Origin of the sequence: Methylobacterium sp. WCS2018Hpa-22, from assembly GCF_031843785.1 — a bacterium.
Lineage (GTDB): Bacteria > Pseudomonadota > Alphaproteobacteria > Rhizobiales > Beijerinckiaceae > Methylobacterium.
Genome location: NZ_JAVTJA010000030.1, coordinates 1 through 19490, shown reverse-complemented (window position 1 = coordinate 19490; position 19490 = coordinate 1). Strand labels below are relative to the sequence as shown.

Below are 19490 nucleotides of genomic sequence, written 5' to 3'. Positions count from 1 at the left end.
CGTGAGGAGCCCTGTCATGTTCGGTAGGAGGAGCACCGGCACGGCGGTCGCGGCCACCATCGCGGTTCCGTCGACACCCAAGCCATCGGCCTCCATCCCGGTCTTCGACGACCATGCCGCCGAGGCGAAGAAACCGCAGGCGGAGCGGCCCGTCCCGGTCCGGGAGACGGTGAAGTCGGAGGACTATTTCCGCACCAAGAGCATGATCTTCGGCGCGCTGATCGAGGCCATCGATCTGGCGCAGCTGTCGCGTCTCGACGTCGAATCGGCGCGCGAGGAGATCCGTGACATCGTCTCGGAGATCATCGGCCTCAAGAACATCGTCCTGTCCATCGCCGAGCAGGAGGAACTCCTCGACGACATCTGCAACGACGTGCTCGGCTACGGGCCGCTCGAGCCGCTTCTGGCCCGCGACGACATCGCCGACATCATGGTCAACGGCGCCAACCGAGCCTTCATCGAGGTCGGTGGCAAGATCCAGCTGACCAATGTGCGCTTCCGCGACAACCAGCAGCTGATGAACATCTGCCAGCGCATCGTCAGCCAGGTCGGCCGGCGCGTCGACGAATCCTCGCCGATCTGCGACGCCCGCCTGCCCGACGGGTCCCGCGTCAACATCATCGCGCCGCCGCTCGCCATCGACGGGCCGGTCCTCACCATCCGCAAGTTCAAGAAGGACAAGCTCACCCTCGACCAGCTCGTGACCTTCGGGGCGATCTCGCCCGAAGGCGCGCGGATCCTCCAGATCATCGGCCGCGTCCGCTGCAATGTCGTCATTTCCGGCGGCACGGGGTCGGGCAAGACCACCCTGCTGAACTGCCTGACGCGCTATATCGACGAGGACGAGCGGATCATCACCTGCGAGGACGCAGCCGAGCTGCAGCTGCAGCAGGCCCACGTCGTCCGCCTCGAGACCCGGCCCGCGAACATGGAAGGGTCGGGGCAGGTCACCATGCGCGACCTCGTGAGAAACTGCCTGCGCATGCGGCCGGAGCGGATCATCGTCGGCGAGGTGCGCGGCCCGGAGGCGTTCGATCTGCTCCAGGCCATGAATACCGGCCATGACGGCTCGATGGGCACGCTCCACGCCAATTCCCCGCGCGAGGCCCTGGCCCGTATCGAATCGATGATCACGATGGGCGGCTTCAGCCTGCCGTCGCGGACCCTGCGCGAGATGATCGTCGGATCCATCGACATCATCGTCCAGGCGACGCGCCTGCGCGACGGTTCGCGCCGCATCACGCACATCACCGAGGTGCTGGGCCTCGAAGGCGACGTCATCATCACCCAGGACCTCTTCGTCTACGACGTGCTGGGCGAGGACGCGAACGGCAAGCTTCTCGGACGCCATCGCTCCACCGGCATCGGCCGTCCGCGCTTCTGGGAGCGCGCGCGCTATTACGGGGAGGAGAAGGCCCTGGCGGCCGCCCTCGACGCGGCCTCAGACGGCGCCGTCACCCCATGAACGGGCTGCAGATGCCCCTCGCCGTCGGGCTCGCGGCAATCGCCGCCGGGGCTGTCGCCTATGTGGTGCTGACGCCGCTCCTGTCGGGCGAGAGCCGCGCGGCCAAGCGCAGGCAGGCCGTCAGCGTGGTGACGTCCCCTGCCCAGCGCGTGGCGACGGCGAGCCGGCGTGAGCAGGTGGCCAGGAGCCTGAAGGAGGTGGAGGCCAAGCGCGGCGGGACGAAGGTCTCGCTCGAGCTCAAGATCGCCCGCGCCGGGCTGGATTGGACGAAGCAGAAATTCTACGCCGTCTCCGCACTCATGGCCGTCGTCACCGGTCTCGTCGTCTTCGTCCTCACCGCGCATACGCTCGCGACTCTCGCGGGCCTCTTCGCCGGCGCCTTCGGCCTGCCTCTATGGCTGCTGAGTTTCCTGCGTAAGAAGCGCATCAAGGCCTTCATCACCGAACTGCCGACCGCCATCGACATCATCACCCGCGGCGTGCGCTCCGGCATCCCGGTGGGCGACTGCTTCCGGATCATCGCCCGGGAAGCTCAGGAGCCGATCCGTGGCGAGTTCCGCCAGGTGGTGGAATCCCAGACCATGGGTCTCACTCTCGGCGACGCCATGGTGCGGATGTACGAGCGGGTGCCCGTCTCCGACGTCAATTTCTTCGCCATCGTCATCGGCATCCAGGGCCGGTCCGGCGGCAATCTGTCGGAGGCTCTCGGCAACCTGTCGAGGGTCTTGCGTGAACGAAAGAAGATGGAGGGGAAAATCCAGGCCATGAGCATGGAGGCCAAGGCGTCGGGCGGTATCATCGCGGCGTTGCCCTTCGTCGTGGCGGTCCTGACCTACCTCTCCAGCCCCGATTACGTCGCGCTGCTCTGGACGACGAATACCGGCAAGATGGCCCTCGTCGCCTCTGCGATTTGGATGTCGATCGGGATCTTCGTGATGAAGAAGATGATCAGCTTCGAGGTCTGACGCCCATGTTGTCCGTCATCGGCGAAAAGCTCATCGACCCGCGCTTCATCGGCATGGTGTTGGCCGGCGTGGCGGCCGCCGCGACGGCCTTCGCCCTGCTGCAGCCGCTTCTGGAGCCCGACAAGCTCAACAAGCGCATGAAGCTCATCGGCGAGGAGCGCGAGGAGTTGCGCCGCCGCGAGCGGGACCGGTTGAACAACAGGTCGACGCTGCGGGTGGCACCGAAAGCCTACATGAAGCGGGTCGTGGACCAGTTCAACCTGAGCCGCTGGCTCGGCACCGACACCGCTCGGCAGCAACTGGTGATGGCGGGATACCGTTCGCCCGGCGCCGAGACCGGGTTCCTGTTCTTCCGGATGGTCATGCCCATCGCGGTCGGGTTGGCGGCGATCGTCTATCTCTTCGTCTTGAAGATCCTGGATTACTCCGTCACCGTCCGCTTCATGATGGTCATCGCCGCCCTGCTGGTCGGCATCAAGGCACCCGAACTCTACCTCATCAACGCCACCAAGAAGCGCCAGGCCGAGATCCGGGCGGCATGGCCCGACGCCCTCGACCTCATGCTGATCTGCGTCGAGTCGGGCATGTCGGTGGAGCACGCCATCCGCCGGGTCAGTATCGAGACCGTCACCCAGTCGGTGGCGTTGGCCGAGGAGCTCGCCGTCACGGCAGCGGAACTGTCCTATCTGCCGGATCGGCGCATGGCGTTCGAAAACCTCGCCAACCGCGTGGGCCTCGATGCCGTCAAGGCGGTCGCGACCGCGCTGATCCAGGCCGAGCGGTATGGCACGCCCGTGGGTCAGGCCCTTCGCGTGCTCTCCCAGGAGAGCCGGGACCAGCGCATGAACGAGGCGGAGAAGAAGGCAGCCGGCCTGCCGCCGAAGCTGACCGTGCCGATGATCCTGTTCTTCCTGCCGGTTTTGTTCGTCGTCATCCTGACGCCGGCAATCATCCAGATCTACCGCTGAGGTCGTATCCGCTTCTCAGGGGAGCGTGGTCCGCCGCTCTGCTCGGAGCGATTGGGATGTCCCTCAGCCCGGCGGGAACTCGCCGGCCGGCGAACGTCCGGGGTATTTCGCGGCTCTGGGCTGTCGCACCGGGGCGGACATGGCCCGCAGAGAGGCGGCGTTGGCCGCCGCATCTTCCGGAGACAGGTCGCCGCTTGTGACCTCTTCCGCCTCCGCGATCTTACCCCGTAATCCGAGGACCAGAGCGAGGTTCTGGCGCACGCGTGCATCCGCGCGCGACTGGGCCACGGCGACGCGCATCACCGCCTCGGCCTGGTCGAGCTGCTTTGCCAGCGCGAAGGACAGTCCGAGATTGGAGAGGACGGTGGGGTCGTTGGGCTGGATCTTGAGGGCGGCCTCATAGAAGCCTTGCGCGCGGACATGGTCGCCCATCTGGTCGGCCACCGCGCCCTGTGCGGACAGGACACGCCAATCCGGCCGCGCCGGGGTATGGGCGTTCTGGAGCACTTCGGCGGCTTCGGTGAAGCGCCCGACCTCCCCCAGGACCTTTCCGTAGGCGGCCAGAACGGCCGAATTCTTCGGGTTGCGCAGAGCCGTCTGCTGAAGCACCGCCACGGCTTGGGGCTTCTGGTTCGTGGCCCTGAGTGCCTGCGCATAGCGCAGGGCGAGGCCGACATCGTTCTGGTCGGCATTGTATTTCTGACCGAGCGCGTCGACGTCGCCGAGGCTCACGACGTTGCGGTCCGGCCCCCGTCCGAAATTCTTGATGGAGAAGCCGCCGATGGAGCCCGTGGTTTCCGGAGAGCGCGACTGGCAGGCGCTCGCCAGAAGGCCGAGCAGCGCCACGCCGGCCAGGCGTAGCGGCAACCGCATGGGAGTCGGTGAACCCGGATGAGGCTGGTCTGAACGCAACGACACCATGACGTGCTCCGCACGAGCCTGCCGGTCGACGCTTCACGCCACCGGTGGCGCAGTGATAGACCGTTAACCCTAATCGCCGGTTAACCCGACTTTAGGGCTTCAGCGGATCAGCCGGCCGCGCCACGCAACGCCCCCGAGAATCCATCCTGTCCCATCTCAGCGCCGACGATCCCTCCGCCCTGCCGATCTGCTGCCTCCGGAGCGACGAGTGGAGCGGCTTCGAAGCGGAGCTCGGCCCGAGGCACAGGGCCTTCGCCAAAGCGACCGACTTCCTGCCGAAAGCCGGGCGGGTGGCGCTTCTTCCCGCCGAGGATGGGACGATCGAACGGATCCTGTTCGGCCTCGGCGACGGGGCCGATCCGTTCCTCGCGGGCAAACTGCCCTCGCTGCTGCCGCCCGGAACCTACCGCCTCGAACCGAGGGCTTCCCTCGACATGCAGGCCGCTTCCCTGGCCTGGCTGCTCGGAAGCTATCGCTTCACGCGCTACCGCAAGCCGATACCGAAGGGACCGCTCCTCGTATCGCCGGAAGGCGTCGACGCGGCCGAGATCCATCGGATCTCCCAGGTCGTCGCCCTCGGGCGCGACCTCGTCAACACTCCCGCCAACGATCTCGGCCCAGCAGAAATCGAAGCCGTCGCCAGGGCCCTGGCGGAGGAACATTCCGCACTGATCTCGGTGACCGAGGGGTCGGATCTCGCTCGCGAATTTCCCCTGGTCCACGCGGTCGGCGCGGCCTCCCCCCGCGCGCCCCGCCTCATCGACATGAGTTGGGGGGATGAGGACGCGCCGAAAGTCACCCTCGTCGGCAAGGGCGTCGTGTTCGATACGGGCGGCCTCGATATCAAACCGTCGAGCGGCATGCTGCTGATGAAGAAGGATATGGGCGGCTCGGCGGCCGCCCTTGCCGCAGCGTCGATGATCATGGCCGCCGGTCTGAACCTGCGCCTGCGCCTCATCATTCCCACCGTGGAGAACGCCATCGCGGGCAACGCCTTCAGGCCGGGCGACGTGTTCAAGAGCCGCGCCGGGCTGACCGTGGAGATCGGCAACACCGATGCGGAGGGGCGCCTGATCCTCGCTGACGCCCTCGCTTTGGCCGATGAGGACAAGCCCGATCTGCTGATCGATTTCGCGACCCTCACCGGAGCGGCGCGGGTCGCCCTAGGGCCCGATCTCCCGGCCTTCTTCACGGAGGATGACGCACTGGCCACGGCCGTGTCGAAGGCGGGTGACGAGGCCGCCGACCCGGTCTGGCGGCTGCCGCTCCACAAGCCCTACGCGAGCCTGCTCGATTCCAAGGTGGCTGATCTGAACAACGTGTCCGGCGGACCCTTCGCCGGCGCGATCACCGCGGCTCTGTTCCTGCGGCGGTTCGCGCCGGCGACGCGGGCGCATGTGCATTTCGACCTGTACGGCTGGAATCCCTCGACAAAACCAGGCCGGCCGGAAGGAGGCGAGGTCCAGACCGCCCGCCTCGTCTATACCCTCTTGAAGGAGCATTATCCGGCCCGTTAGCGGGCGCCTTCAGGCCGCGAGTTGTGCCTTCTCGGCAATGTAGGCGACGCGCACCACGTCCTTGCCATAGGTCCGCTCCAGACGGCGCACGGTGAAATGGGCGCGCGCCATCGCCTGGAAATGGTTCATGAAGGCGGTGTTCACGGCAGCCCCGCCGACGGCGCCGAGGATCGGCACCGCTTGCGCGGCGACCTTCTGCGAGACCACCAGACCGAACCGCGCGGCGATCTGCGTTGAGAAGCGGATCAGGGCCGGAGCCGCCTCGTCGAGCAGGGCGCGGTTGCCGGCATAGCGTGCCGCTTCCGACATGGTCTTGGCCAAAGCCGCGCGCACCGCGAAATATCCGCTTTCCGTCAGCGCCGTCTCGGCACCGCTGCGTCCGCCGAGCGCGAAGACCTGGACGCAGGCCAGCGCGTTCTCCGGGTCCGACAGGTCTTCGCCCTCTTCGCGAGCGATCTCCGCGATGGAACGCAGCATCAACGTTGTCGAGACCGGCAGTTCCAGCGGCAGCGTCGCGATGCCGAACGCGCCGCCGACCGCGCCGGACAGGGCCGCCATCGCCTTGTGCCCGAAATCCCCGGTGGGCAAGAAGCGCGCGAAACGCTCGCCCGCCGTGGAGGCTGCTGGGGTGGGGAGGTCATCGACCACCGCGGAGCCGGTCGCTCCGGCGGCCGATGCCGGGACGATCGTCTTCTGCGCCTCGGGCAGGGTCGCGAGGGCCACGCGCAGGGCCGTCCGCATCGCCCCCTCGGTGGCGCGCGAGACCGCTTCCGTCACGGGAGCCGGAAGGCTGCGGCTGATCATGTCGAGGGGCGCTCCGGCCACCGAGGACAGCCGCGCGGCGAGTCCCGGCGTCTCCAAGGTGCGGACGGCTCCGACGAGGGCCGCACGGTCGGCATCACTGAGGTTCGAACCGGTGGCGGTCTCCGCCGGGGTGGAGCGGGTATCGTCGACGAGGGAGATGTTGCTCACGACTGGGGTCTCATCCGTGTTTCGGGTGCCGGCGCGCCGGGCCGATCGCCGGAAGCAAGCGTGAGGCCCGCAGAATGGTTCCCGCTCACGCTCTCGGTGTCGCCCGAGGCCGCGGTCTCGGCGGCGGCGCGGGCCGCGCTGCGCTGCGCTCGCCGGCGCGTCCGACGAAGAAGCACAGGATCACCACCGGAATGCCCACGGCCGCGGTGAAGGCGAAGAAGACGGGATAGCCGTAGCTGGCGACGATGAAGCCCGACGTGCCGGCCACGAGCTTGCCCGGGAGCGCGTAGAGCGACGAGAACAGCGCGTATTGCGTCGCCGCGAAGCCCGGTGCCGTCAGGCTCGACATGTAGGCGATGAGCGCCATTCCGGCGAAGGATCCGCAGAAATTGTCGATGGAGATCGCCGCCGTCAGCCGCCACACTTCAGGCCCGCCATAGGAGAGCCAGGAAAAGGACAGGTTCGACGCCGCCCCAAGGAACGCCCCGATGACGAGGGTGGGGAACAGGCCGAGCCGGGTCATCGCCCAGCCCCCGACGAAGGCGCCGGCAATGCCGACCCAGATGCCGTAGAGCTTCGACACCGCGCCGATCTCGGTGAGGGTGAAGCCGATCTGCCGATAGAGCGGACTCGCCATGACGCCGGAGATGAAATCCGGCATGCGATAGAACGCGACCAGGATGAGGATCGCCCACAGGCTCGGGCCGAGGCGGGTATGGAGTTCGGTCAGGGGTTCCAGCACGGCGCCACGGAAGGACCAGACCTTTGCCGGTGCACCATCGGGCCGTGCCGGTTTGGCCTCCGGATCCTCGTCATGCTGTCTGTCGAAGGCGGGGGCCAGGAGAGCGGCGATCATGCCCACACCCATGAGCGCGGCCATGCTGAAATAGGCGACCGACCATCCCGCCCAGTCTGCGATGAACAGGGCACCGGCCCCGGCGCACATCAGCGCCAGACGGTAGCCCAGGTTCGAGGTCGCCGCCATGACGCCCTGCAGATCGGTGCCGGCGGCATCGATGCGCCATCCGTCGATGACGACGTCCTGGGTCGCGGCGCAGATCGCAACGAGGAAGGCGCCGAGGCCGAGGAGGACGAGGCTGCTCGCCGGGTTGGCCGTGGCCATGAGCGAGAGCGAGAGGGCGACGGCGACCTGCGTCGCGATCATCCACGAGCGCCTGCGGCCGATGCGTGCGCTGAGGACCGGCACGTCGAAACGGTCGATGAGCGGCGCCCAGAGGAATTTCAGGGTGTAGGGGAGCGCCAGATAGCTGAAGAGGCCGATCGCCTTGATGTCCACGTCCGAATAGGCGAGCCGCGTCGAGAATGTGCCGAGCACGAGCAGCAGCGGCAGGCCGGACGAGAAGCCGAGGGCCAGCATCAGGATGATGCGGGGATCTTCAAAGATATCCCGCATGGCGAGCTTGGAGCGCGTCTTCCCCGCTACCGCTGCACTTTGAGCCATTCGTGGAACTCCTGAAGGCTTATGACCCTTGAAGGTCGGCTGCCATGCTCGTCGGTGGGTGGATCGCCCGTTGGATTGCCACGATGCGTCGCGGCGACAGCGGCCCCGTGTGACAGGGGTGAAGAATGGTCACCAGGAACTTAAAGAGTGCGTGGTCTTTGTAGGTAGCTATTGGCTTGCAATGGGACATATTTCGACCTGACGAGTCGAAGTGACGGGGCAGATCGGCCTCGATTTATCTCTTGGGGCGGTCGGGTCGGTCAGTACCGTCGAAGTGCTGTCATCGTTCGAGCGGCGGCGTAGGCGTGATGTCAGGATGATGGACAGCAGCAACAACCCGGTTTCGGCCGAACTCCGTCCGGTGGGTAATGCCCTCATGGATGCCAAGATGTTCGCCATGGCCTTCGCTGCCAGTCCCACGCCCATGGTGGTGACCGACCCCCGCCTCGCCGACAACCCCATCGTCTGGGTCAACGACGCCTTTCTGAATCTCACCGGTTATACCCGGCAGGAGTTGGAGGGCCATAATTGTCGGATGCTCCAGGGACCCGATACCGACCCTCGGGCGATCGATCGCATTCGGGAGGCCGTGCGTCGGCAGGTACCCATCGAGGTGGAGCTTCAGAACTACCGTAAGGACGGAACCTCCTTCTGGAACGCCATGACGATCACGCCGGTCCGCAACGATGCGGAGGAGCTCGTCTATTACTACGCCGCCCAGGCCGACATGACCGAGAAACACGTGCTCGAGCTCGCCATGAAGGGGACGAACGACGAACTCGAACGGCAGGTCAACGAACAGACCGCCGACCTGAGGGCCGCCCTGGACGAGAAGACCGCGCTCCTTCACGAGGTCGATCACCGGGTCAAGAACAACCTGCAGGTCATCTCCTCCCTGGTCTTGCTGAAGGCGCGGCGAACCCCCCAGGGCGAGGCGCGGGACGCCCTTCAGGGCATGGCCGAGCGGATCGGGGCGCTCTCCATGGTCCATCGCATGCTCTATTCGGCCGGAGACGTGACACGGTTCAACCTGGAGGAGTTCGCCGACGACTTCCTGTCCGATCTCACCGCCAGCATCGATCCGGCGCGTACCGCGGTCACGGCCGAGATCGATCCGATCTCGTTGCCGGCCGCCATCGCGGCGCCTCTGGCGCTCATGCTCCACGAACTTGCTACGAATGCCGTGCGCCACGCTTTCCCCAATGACCGGGAGGGGCGCGTCTCCATCTCCGCCCGCCAATGCGAGACCGGCTTGCGTCTCCTGATCGAGGATGACGGTGTCGGTCGGACGGCGGGCGTGTCGAACCCAGCCGGGTTCGGCTGTTCCCTGGTCGAGATGGTGGTGAAACAGTTGCGCGGCGTCATCACCTGGCACGAGCCCGGAACGGGGACGCGCGTCGAGATCGTCATTCCGTTGCAGCACGAGATCAGGAAGCCGACCGCAGCCCCACCGCGCGAAGCTGCGATGGGACAGGCAGGGTGAGCCACGTACCCGGATTGCGCATTCTCGTCGTCGAGGACGAGGCGCTCATCGCCCTCGAACTCGAATGTCTGCTGGACGACCTGGGCTATGTCACGGTCGGCGTGGCGGGAAGCTCCGCTGAGGCCATCGAACTTGGCCGTACCACGGTGCCCGATATCGCCCTGGTGGACATTCACCTCATCGACGGTCCGACAGGCATCGATGTGGCAAGGACGCTCAGCTCGGACCCGCGCACGAGCGTCGTGTTCATGACCGCCAACGACAAACGCATTCCGGCGGATTTCGCCGGGGCTTTGGGAGTCATCGCCAAGCCCTATTCCGAGCGCGCCGTCGCCGGCGCGCTTCGTTACGTGGCCGCGCTACGGGCCGGCGGCCAGCCTGAAGCGGACGGGCTGGATGGGTTCCGGCTCGCCACCCGCGGTGCACCGGGCCACGAGTTGTAGCCGCCTCGGCCGCCGCCGGGACCGAAGGCTCGATCCGTTTCCGGTCTCGTCGTCACGCTTCGCGCGCTGCCTTCTTCAGGCGGTAGAGAACCTCCAGCGCCTCCCTCGGCGTCAATGCGTCGGGATCGATCCCATCGAGTTCCTGACGCAAAGGGTCTTCGCGCGTCGGAACCTGCACTTCCGGCATGGGCGGCGGCGCGAGGCTGGCGAAGAGCGGCAGATCGTCGATGCGGGGACGGGTCGGACGGTCGCGCTCGGCTTTCTCGAGGTTCTTCAGGATAGAGCCGGCCCGGGCGATGACCCCGGCGGGAAGGCCGGCGAGACGGGCGACCTGCAGACCGTAGGACCGCTCGGCCACGCCGGGCACGACCTCGTGCAGGAACACCACTTCGCCCTTGTGCTCGGCGACCTTGAGCGTCGCGTTGTCGAGCCGCGTGAGACGCTGGCTCAGGGCCGTGAGTTCGTGGAAATGGGTCGCGAACAGCGCGCGGCACCCGTTCTGCTCATGCAGGTATTCAAGGCAGGCCCAGGCGATGGAGAGGCCGTCGAACGTCGCCGTGCCCCGGCCGATCTCGTCGAGGATGACGAGGGAATGCCGGCTCGCCTGGTTCAGGATCGCGGCCGTCTCCACCATCTCGACCATAAAGGTGGATTGCCCGCGCGCCAGATCGTCGGCGGCGCCGACCCGCGAGAACAGCCGGTCTACCACGCCGAGATGCACGCGGGTCGCCGGCACGAAGGCGCCCATCTGGGCGAGGACGGCGATGAGGGCGTTCTGGCGCAGGAAGGTCGACTTGCCGCCCATATTCGGCCCGGTGATGAGGCGGATGCGCCCGCGCCCTTCGCCGGAAAGGTCGCAATCGTTGGCGATGAACGGCTCGCCGGATCGCCGCAGGGCCGATTCCACCACCGGATGTCGGCCGCCCTCGACGACGAAGCTGAAACTGTCGTCGACGAAGGGCCTGCGCCAATCCCGCTCCACCGCCAGTTCGGCATGGGAGGCGGTGACGTCGAGGCTGGCCAGGGCGTCGGCGATGGCGGCGACGGTCTCGGCCTGGGCCATGATCCGAGCGGCCAGTGCATCGAAGACCTCTGTCTCGAGGGCGAGAGCGCGGTCGGCTGCTCCCGAGATGCGGCTTTCGAGATCGTTCAGTTCCACGCTCGAGAACCGCATGGCATCCACCATGGTCTGGCGGTGGATGAAGGTCTCGCGCATCAGGCCCTTGAGGCAGCTTTCGCCGACGGCCTGCGGCACCTCGATGTAGTAGCCGAGCATGTTGTTGTGCTTGATCCGCAGGGTGCGGCAGCCGGTCTCCTCGGCATAGCGCGCCTGCAGCCCGGCGATGACCTTGCGCGAATCCTGACCGAGAAGCCGGGCCTCGTCGATTTCGGCATCGTAGCCGGCGCGCACGAAGCCGCCGTCGCGGCGGTTGAGGGGGAGGTCGTCGGCGAGCGCCGCGCGCAGATGCTCGACGAGGTCGGCATCGACCGTTCCCAGCCGCTGGACGATGGCGCCGAGGGCGTCCGGCAAGGCCTTCACCGCGCCGCAACGCTGCGAGATCGCCAAGGCCGCGTCGAGACCGTCACGCAGGGCGGCGAGATCGCGCGGCCCCCCGCGCCCGAGGCCGAGCCGCGAGAGGGCGCGGGCGATGTCGGGCGCCCGCGCCAGGGCGTCGCGCAGGGTTCGACGAAGGGCGCCGTCTTCCACCAGGAACGACACTGCCTCGTGGCGGCGCATGATGGCCGAGAGGTCGGTGAGAGGGCCGGCGAGATGCTCGGCCAGCAGCCTCGCGCCGATGGCCGACACCGTGCGGTCGATGGCGTCGAGCAGGCTGCCGGTGCGCTCGCCCGAGAGGGTTCGGGTGAGTTCGAGATTGGCGCGAGTCGCCGCATCGATGGCCAGCGTCGCGCCGCTCGTCTCCCGCGTCGGCGGAGACAGAGCGGGCCGCGCGCCGATCTGCGTGCGCTCGATGTAAAGCAGGGCCGCTCCGGCGGCGGCGAGTTCGGCCCGCCCGAACTGCCCGAACCCGTCGAGGGTCGAGACGCCGAACTGTTCCTTGATCCGCCGCTCCGCCGAGGCGGGTTCGAGCTCCGCCTGCGCCAGGGGCGTGACCGGGGCTCTCACGTCGCGCCAGAGCCCGGACAGCGACGGATCTGAGTGGATCGCCTCGGAAAGCACGATCTCGCGCGGATCGTGCCGGGCAATGGCAGCACCCAGCTCGCCTTCGGGAACCTCGCTCAGGGAGAACCGGCCGGTGGAAATGTCCACGGCGGCGATGCCGTAGGCGTAGCCGGATTCCGAGAACTTGCGGCGGCCGAGAGCCAGGAGGATGCTCGCCCGTGACGGGTCGAGCAGGCGGTCCTCGGTAATCGTGCCGGGGGTGACGAGGCGGACCACTTCGCGGCGCACCACGGATTTCGGGCCGCGCTTCTTGGCCTCCGCCGGGTCCTCGGTCTGGGCACAGACCGCGACGCGATGGCCGAGGGCGATGAGGCGGCTGAGGTAATCGTCGGAGCGCTCCACCGGCACACCGCACATCGGGATATCCGCCCCGCCATGCTTGCCGCGCTTCGTCAGGACGATGCCGAGCGCACGGGATGCAATTTCCGCATCCTCGAAGAACAACTCGTAGAAATCCCCCATCCGGTAGAACAGGAGGCAATCCGTATTGGCGGCCTTGATCTCGATATACTGCGCCATCATCGGCGTGGCGCCGGCGATGTCGAGGGGCGAGGCGCTCACGGTTTCTTCCGCCGTGGCATGGGTCTTCGGACTGGAGCGGACTGCACGCTGGGACATGCCCCACCATAGCAGAGCCGGCCGGACCGGATCAGCGCTCCCTTCCGCATCATCTGGGGAGAACCGCCGAGCGACGAAAAAAGGCCGATGCGTCTCCGCACCGGCCCCTCCGACGAAAATACTGCCGCTCAGCTTAGTAGCGCGGGCCGCCGGACGTGGTGCCCTTGCGCTGCATGTAGCCCGGCTGCTGCGGGTTGCGGGAATTCGGATCACCGTGGCTGTAGGCGGCGGGGGCGCGGCGATGGCGCATGCCGTGACGATGATGGTGGTGGCGATGCCGCATGCCGCGATGGCTGGCGTAGCCCGGGTGATGACCGCGGGTGACGATTTCGGTGGTCAGTGCCTCACCGGCGATCACGGGAGCGCTCGGCATGGCCGGGGCGGCAGTGGCGGCGCCGAGGCCGAGAGCGCTGAAAAAGGTTCCTGCTGCAAGAGCAAGGGCAATCTTGGTCATCAAGTCCATCCGTTAGGATCGCGCCGCGCGCGTCGAGGCAATAAGTCGTTCGCCCGGACTCCGTTCCCATTCTTTTTTAACGCATGTTTGTCCACCAAAAAGCCGGTAAATGAGCCGGAACGAGGGGATGATTCCGGTATCCCGCACGTGATCGATGACGCCGCGCCGAATCGGGGTTGCGCATCTCACCGCTTGCCCGCACCACCCCATCCGCGATGGCGACGAACCCCTTCTTCTCTGCTGCCCTCCCGATCGATGCGGCCCTGCCGCGCCTTCTCGCGGCGCTCGAAGCAGCCCCGTCGGCGGTGATCGTGGCACCTCCCGGAGCCGGCAAGACCACTCGCGTCCCGCTGGCGCTTCTCGACGCGCCATGGCTCGGCGCGGAGGGCCGGATCATCCTCCTCGAACCACGGCGCCTGGCTGCCCGCGGCGCGGCCGAGCGCATGGCCGCCACCCTCGGCCAGCGCGTGGGCGAGACCGTGGGTCTGCGCGTTCGCCTCGGCTCGAAGATCTCGCGGGCGACGCGGATCGAGGTGGTCACGGAGGGGGTCTTCACCCGCATGATCCTCGACGATCCGGAATTGTCCGGCATCGGCGCGGTGATCTTCGACGAGTTCCACGAGCGCTCCCTCGACGCCGATCTCGGTCTCGCCCTCGCGCTCGACGCCCAGGGTGGTCTCCGCGACGATCTCCGGATCCTCGTCATGTCCGCCACCCTGGACGGTGCCCGGGTCTCGCGCCTGATGGGCGACGCGCGGATCGTCGAATCCGAGGGGCGGGCCTTTCCGGTGGAGACACGCCATGCGGAGCGCGATCCGAACCGGCGGATCGAGGATGCGATGGCCGACGCCATCCTTCGCGCCCTGCGGGCCGATCCCGGCTCGGTCCTCGCCTTCCTGCCCGGACAAGGCGAGATCCGGCGGGTCGCGACGCTCCTCGCCGAGCGGGTCGACGAGAGCACTGAGATCGCGCCCCTCTACGGTGCCCTTCCCCCTGCCGAACAGGACCGCGCCGTGGCGCCCGCTCCGCCCGGAACCCGGAAGGTCGTGCTGGCGACCAGCATCGCCGAGACGTCGCTGACGATCGAGGGGGTTCGGATCGTGGTCGATTCCGGTCTGTCCCGCGTGCCGCTCTACGAGCCCGGCATCGGCCTGACCCGCCTCGTCACCGCCCGCGCCTCCCGCGCCTCGGTGGACCAGCGGCGCGGCCGCGCGGGGCGGACCGAGCCGGGCATCTGCTATCGGCTGTGGTCGGAGGCGGCGACCAGCGCCCTCGAACCCTTCACGCGGCCGGAGATCCTGGCCGCCGACCTCTCCGGCCTTCTGCTCGACTGCGCCGCCTGGGGCGTCTCCGATCCCACAACCCTTTCGTTCCTCGATACCCCGCCGGCCCCTGCTCTGGCGGAAGCGCGCTCGATGCTGCGCGACCTCGCCGCCCTCGATGGCGATGGACGCCTCACCGAGACGGGACGGGCCTTGCGTGCCATCCCCCTCCCCCCGCGCTTGGCCCGGATGGTGGTCGCGGCGGCGGAATTCGGCCGGGCGCGGGAGGCTGCCGACCTCGCCGCGATCCTGGTGGAGCGCGGGCTCGGCGGCGACGATGCCGATCTCTCCATCCGGGCCGATCGGTTCGCCCGCGACCGCGGAACCCGTGCCTCCGACATGCGGCGTTTGGCGCGAGGCTGGGCCGAGCAGGCCGGGGGATTCGTTCGCGCAGTCAGGAACGTGGATGTCTTCGGGGCCGGGCCGCTCCTCGCCCTTGCCTATCCCGACCGCGTTGCCCGCTCGCGAGGCCGCGACGGCGAGTTCGTGATGGCGAATGGCCGCGCCGGGCGGCTCGATCCGGCCTCGGCGCTCGCGCGCGAACCTTTCCTCGTGGTGGCCGATATCTCCGGGACGGCGGCTGCCGGGCGCATCCTCGCCGCCGCCGCGATCACGCTGGAGGAGATCGAGACGCTGTTCGCAGAGCGGATCGAATCGGTCACCCAGGTCGTGTTCGATAAGGGAGCCCGGTCCCTGCGGGCACGCGCCTCCCGCCGTCTCGGCGCGGCAACCCTCGGCGAGCGGATCCTGCCGGTGAAACCGGATGCCTCCTCGGCCGCGATCCTGGCGCGGGGCATCGTCGGGCTCGGCCTCGACAATCTGCCCTGGACGCCCGCCCTCGCGCAGTGGCGGTCCCGATTGGCGTTCCTCCGCGCTGCCGAGGGCGAGATTTGGCCCGATCTCTCGGATGAGGCATTAGGCGCGTCGGTGGAAGACTGGCTCGCGCCGGAAATCGAGGGCCGTGTGAGCCTCGATTCCATCACGGCAGACGATCTCGGCCGCGCGCTCGGCGCGCTTCTACCCTGGGAGATGCGTCATCGCCTCGATACAGAGGCCCCGACCCATTTCGAGGTGCCGACGGGATCGCGCATCCCCATCGACTACGATGCCGAGGGCGGGCCGGTCCTGGCCGTCCGGGTGCAGGAATTGTTCGGCCTCGACCGCCATCCCGCCATCGCGGGCGGTCGCGTGCCCTTAGTCCTCCACCTGTTGTCTCCGGCCTCGCGTCCGATCCAGATCACCAAGGACCTGCCCGGCTTCTGGCGCGGCTCCTGGACCGCCGTGCGCGCGGAGATGCGCGGGCGCTACCCGCGCCATCCCTGGCCGGACGACCCGCTGACCGAGCCGCCGACCCGGCGGGTGAAGCCGAGGGGGACATGATGACGGGCTTTTCTCGATGACGGGCTTTCCTTGGCCTGCGGCGCATTTCGATCCGCGAGGCCGCCTGTCCCGCCGAGCCTATCACCGTCAATTGATCGGCACGCTGCTGCTTGTCGTCGTGTCGGGAAGCATTGCCATCCTGGTCGCGTCGATGGAGGCGCGGTCCGCGGCGCTGATCGTGGTGGCAGCAGGCACCATCGGGGCCGGGGCTTTCGTGACGGTCGCCACGGTTCGGCGTCTGCACGACCGGGGGCGGACCGGATGGTGGCTGCTCCCCAACGCCTTCGTGACCGTCGCGGGCTTTGCCCCGATCGAGACTCTCGCCGACGCCTATCCGGTGGCGGTGATCGTCGCCACCCTGGCGATGACCGGGTTCAATCTCTGGTTCCTCATCGAGACCGTGGGGCTGGCGGGCATGGCGGGCTCGAACCGCTACGGGTTCGAGCCGGAGCACTGAGCCGCGTCAGTGCTCCCGTGCACGGTCCACCACCGCGCGCGCCGCTTCGAAGGCCTCGTCCGCATCGAGATCGGTGGTGTCGAGAAGAACGGCGTCGGGAGCGGCCTTGAGAGGGGCTGTCGAGCGTTGCGCGTCGCGTGCATCGCGGGCGACGATGTCGGACAGGATCGCCCCGAGGCTCGCCGGCTCTCCCCGTCGAAGGAGTTCCAGATGCCTACGCCGGGCGCGCTCCTCGGCGGCGGCGGTGATGAACAGTTTCACCTGCGCCTGCGGGCAGACCACGGTGCCGATATCTCGCCCGTCGAGGACGGCGCCGCTGGCGCCGCCGGCAAAGCGCTGCTGCCAGGCGAGCAAAGCCGCGCGCACGGCCGGGATCAACGAGATGCGGGAGGCCGCGTCTCCCATTGCCCGCTCCCGGAGGCGCGGATCCGCGAGGCGGTCGGCGATCAGCGTCGCGGCGGCCCGAGCCGCAGCGGCATGGTCGTCGAGGTTGCGCCCGGCATCGATCACGCTGAGGGCCACGGCCCGGTAGAGCAGACCCGTATCGAGATGGGGCAGGCCGTAATGCGCGGCGAGGCGCTTGGCCAGGGTTCCCTTGCCCGAGGCGGCGGGTCCATCGATCGCGATGACCATTGGCATGGGACTACTCCGCGATGCGGCCGCCGAGCGCCCGCATCGTCGGCAGGAAGCTCGGGAAACTGGTGGCGATCATGGCACCGTCATCGACGGTCACGGGTTGCTTCGTCGCGAGGCCCATCACCAGGAAGGCCATGGCGATGCGGTGGTCGAGATGGGTGGCGACGGTGCCGCCGCCGCGCGCAGCGGAGCCGTCGCCCTCGACGATGAGATCCTCACCCTCGATCCGGTAGGTCACGCCGTTCTCGCGCAAACCATCCGCCACGGCGGCGAGGCGGTCGGATTCCTTCACCGTCAGCTCGTGCAGCCCGTTCATCCGGGTGACGCCCTCGGCGAAGGCGGCGGCGACGGCGAGAATGGGATATTCGTCGATCATCGCCGGGGCCCGCTCGGCCGGCACGTCGACGCCCTTGAGCCGGCTGGCGCGGACATGGAGATCGGCCACGGTCTCGCCGCCCTCGTCGCGCTCGTTACGGCGCTCGATATCGGCGCCCATCTCCAGCAGCGTCGTGATGAGGCCGATGCGCAGGGGGTTCATCATCACGCCCTTGATCGTCACCTCCGAGCCGGGGACGATGAGCGCCGCCACCAGCGGGAAGGCCGCGGAGGACGGATCGGCCGGCACGATCACGTCGGTGCCGCGCAGGATCGGCTGGCCCGTGAGGGCGATGGAGCGGCCGTGGCCGCCCGGGCCGTGCGGACTCACCGCGACCTCGGCGCCGAACAGGCGAAGCATGCGCTCGCTATGGTCCCTGGTCGCCGCTGCCTCGATCACCGTCGTGGTTCCGGGCGCGTTCAGGCCGGCGAGGAGCACCGCCGATTTGATCTGCGCCGAGGCGACCGGGGTCTCGTAGGTGATCGGAATGGCTTCCTTCGGCCCGCGAAGGGTCAACGGCACGCGGCCGCCCTCCTCCTCGCTCAGCACCTGGGTGCCCATGCGGATCAGCGGATCGAGGATGCGGCGCATGGGGCGCTTGCGCAGGGATGCGTCGCCGTCGAAGGTCGCGGTGACGTCCTGCCCGCCGACGACGCCCATCATCAGGCGCGAGCCGGTGCCGGCATTGCCGAAGTCGAGCGCGCCGGCCGGGTCCATCATCCCGCCGATGCCGACGCCGCGCACCGCCCAGCTGCCCTGCCCGAGGCGATCGATGCCCGCACCGAGGGCTCTGGCGGCGTCGGCCGTGCGCAGCACGTCGTCACCTTCGAGCAATCCCTCGATACGGGTCTCGCCGATGCTGAGGAGGCCAAGGATCATCGCCCGGTGGGAGATCGACTTGTCCCCCGGAGGCCGCAGCGCGCCGCGCAAGGGCGCGCCGGCGGAAGCGGTCAGGGGCTGCGGTTCGGAGTGATGCGACACGGGATCGACAACTTTTCGGCTTCTGGCGCGGTCGCGCCGTCAGGGGCCGGCCATGCAGCCGGCGAACATCGTAGCGCCGGTTACCACGCAGGCGGGGCGGCGTCATCCGACCCGGAGAGGCCTCCGGGCGGTTAAATCCGGATAAACCGGAGGCCCAGGTAGTCGGGGTGTCCTGACGAGAGTATTTGACAGGACGGTTTCACCCGACTAACGGGGCGCCTCTCCCAAAACCCTATCAGAGGTTCGCCCGTGGCCAGACCGGAACTCGGCTTGAAGCGTCAATGCATGAGCTGCGGCGCGAAATTCTACGATCTCGACAAAGATCCGGCGACCTGCCCGAAATGCGGGACCATCTATCAGGCCGCCGCCACGTCGCGCATGGCCGCTCCCGCGCTCGCCTCCCGCTCCGCAGCCGTGCCGGCTGACGACGACGAGGATACGGATGCCGAGAAGGGCGGTCCCGAGATCGTCTCCCTCGACGAGGTCGAGGCCGCTGAGGACGAGGCGGATACCACGACCGGCGACGATGATGCCGATTCGACAGATGCCGACGACACCTTCCTCGAGGAGGAAGATACCGGCGACGACGACGTGGCCGACCTCATCGACGGCGATATCGAGAACGACGAGGAAAGCTGAGGCCCGACCTCGGCACCCTTTGCGTCCCCGAGAGCGATCGCAGCAAAATCCTATGCCGCGTAAAATTCTCGGCGGTGAATGCGAATAGGGGCTTGAGTCCGGGCAAGCGCCCGAATATAGAACCGCCTCCGCCGGACGCCGCAAGGCAGGTTGGCGGAACGACCACCGCGAGACATGTTGCGGTGGTCCCAGAAGTGGGGCCTTAGCTCAGCTGGGAGAGCGCTTCCATGGCATGGAAGAGGTCATCGG

At 68.0% G+C, this 19490-nt stretch carries 16 protein-coding genes; 9 read left to right on the top strand and 7 right to left on the bottom strand.

What is annotated here, in order from left to right; genetic code table 11:
• The first annotated feature begins 16 nt into the window (after positions 1-16).
• Genes RQI43_RS24055 through RQI43_RS24045 form a run of 3 tightly spaced genes read left to right on the top strand, consistent with a single transcriptional unit; the run spans position 17 to position 3398 of the window.
• The gene (locus RQI43_RS24055; protein ID WP_311276839.1) at positions 17-1465 is read left to right on the top strand and encodes a CpaF family protein; all 1449 of its coding nucleotides are present in this window, start codon (positions 17-19) and stop codon (positions 1463-1465) included.
• Positions 1462-2430, top strand: a complete 969-nt coding sequence (locus RQI43_RS24050; protein ID WP_311276838.1) for a type II secretion system F family protein — start codon at positions 1462-1464, stop codon at positions 2428-2430. Before RQI43_RS24055 ends, RQI43_RS24050 begins: the two co-directional genes overlap by 4 nt.
• Before the next feature lie 5 nt (positions 2431-2435).
• The gene (locus RQI43_RS24045; RefSeq protein WP_311276837.1) at positions 2436-3398 is read left to right on the top strand and encodes a type II secretion system F family protein; all 963 of its coding nucleotides are present in this window, start codon (positions 2436-2438) and stop codon (positions 3396-3398) included.
• 63 nt (positions 3399-3461) lie between these two features.
• Here RQI43_RS24045 and RQI43_RS24040 read toward each other — a convergent pair whose 3' ends face one another.
• Positions 3462-4271, bottom strand: coding sequence for a tetratricopeptide repeat protein (locus tag RQI43_RS24040; RefSeq protein WP_311276836.1), 810 nt, complete (start codon positions 4269-4271; stop codon positions 3462-3464).
• 227 nt (positions 4272-4498) lie between these two features.
• Between RQI43_RS24040 and RQI43_RS24035 the strand changes: the two genes are divergently transcribed.
• Complete coding sequence (locus RQI43_RS24035; RefSeq protein WP_405030696.1) at positions 4499-5836, top strand: leucyl aminopeptidase family protein; 1338 nt, start codon at positions 4499-4501, stop codon at positions 5834-5836.
• A gap of 9 nt (positions 5837-5845) precedes the next feature.
• On the opposite strand, the gene RQI43_RS24030 is transcribed toward RQI43_RS24035, so the two are convergent.
• Together RQI43_RS24030 and RQI43_RS24025 are read right to left on the bottom strand one after the other, a co-directional pair.
• Positions 5846-6808 (bottom strand): EcsC family protein, encoded by a 963-nt coding sequence (locus RQI43_RS24030; protein ID WP_056432698.1) that lies wholly within the window; start codon positions 6806-6808, stop codon positions 5846-5848.
• 85 nt (positions 6809-6893) lie between these two features.
• The gene (locus RQI43_RS24025; protein ID WP_311276835.1) at positions 6894-8270 is read right to left on the bottom strand and encodes an AmpG family muropeptide MFS transporter; all 1377 of its coding nucleotides are present in this window, start codon (positions 8268-8270) and stop codon (positions 6894-6896) included.
• A gap of 376 nt (positions 8271-8646) precedes the next feature.
• Between RQI43_RS24025 and RQI43_RS24020 the strand changes: the two genes are divergently transcribed.
• Positions 8647-9753: a PAS domain-containing protein gene (locus RQI43_RS24020; RefSeq protein ID WP_311276847.1), complete on the top strand. Its 1107-nt coding sequence runs from the start codon at positions 8647-8649 to the stop codon at positions 9751-9753.
• Positions 9750-10196: a response regulator gene (locus RQI43_RS24015; RefSeq protein ID WP_311276834.1), complete on the top strand. Its 447-nt coding sequence runs from the start codon at positions 9750-9752 to the stop codon at positions 10194-10196. Before RQI43_RS24020 ends, RQI43_RS24015 begins: the two co-directional genes overlap by 4 nt.
• Positions 10197-10248: 52 nt before the next feature.
• Here the strand turns inward: RQI43_RS24015 and mutS are convergent, their stop codons facing one another.
• Both mutS and RQI43_RS24005 read right to left on the bottom strand, forming a co-directional pair.
• Positions 10249-12996, bottom strand: coding sequence for a DNA mismatch repair protein MutS (gene mutS / locus RQI43_RS24010; protein WP_311276833.1), 2748 nt, complete (start codon positions 12994-12996; stop codon positions 10249-10251).
• Positions 12997-13129: 133 nt separating this feature from the next.
• Entirely contained in the window at positions 13130-13450 is a 321-nt protein-coding gene (locus RQI43_RS24005) for a hypothetical protein (RefSeq protein WP_056433123.1), read from the bottom strand.
• 215 nt (positions 13451-13665) lie between these two features.
• Here RQI43_RS24005 and hrpB point away from each other — a divergent pair, with 215 nt between their 5' ends.
• Together hrpB and RQI43_RS23995 are read left to right on the top strand one after the other, a co-directional pair.
• Positions 13666-16152 (top strand): ATP-dependent helicase HrpB, encoded by a 2487-nt coding sequence (gene hrpB, locus RQI43_RS24000; RefSeq protein WP_311276846.1) that lies wholly within the window; start codon positions 13666-13668, stop codon positions 16150-16152.
• A gap of 16 nt (positions 16153-16168) precedes the next feature.
• Positions 16169-16609 carry a DUF805 domain-containing protein gene (locus RQI43_RS23995; protein ID WP_311276832.1) on the top strand — a complete coding sequence of 147 codons (441 nt, stop codon included), beginning with the start codon at positions 16169-16171 and terminating at the stop codon, positions 16607-16609.
• 6 nt (positions 16610-16615) lie between these two features.
• Here RQI43_RS23995 and cmk read toward each other — a convergent pair whose 3' ends face one another.
• Together cmk and aroA are read right to left on the bottom strand one after the other, a co-directional pair.
• Positions 16616-17248, bottom strand: a complete 633-nt coding sequence (gene cmk, locus RQI43_RS23990) for a (d)CMP kinase (protein ID WP_056432676.1) — start codon at positions 17246-17248, stop codon at positions 16616-16618.
• A 4-nt stretch (positions 17249-17252) separates the two neighbouring features.
• Positions 17253-18602, bottom strand: a complete 1350-nt coding sequence (aroA, locus tag RQI43_RS23985; RefSeq protein WP_056432674.1) for a 3-phosphoshikimate 1-carboxyvinyltransferase — start codon at positions 18600-18602, stop codon at positions 17253-17255.
• Between the two features lie 249 nt (positions 18603-18851).
• On the opposite strand from aroA, the gene RQI43_RS23980 reads away from it, so the two are divergent.
• The gene (locus tag RQI43_RS23980) at positions 18852-19241 is read left to right on the top strand and encodes a TIGR02300 family protein (RefSeq protein WP_082470039.1); all 390 of its coding nucleotides are present in this window, start codon (positions 18852-18854) and stop codon (positions 19239-19241) included.
• Positions 19242-19490 lie beyond the last annotated feature (249 nt).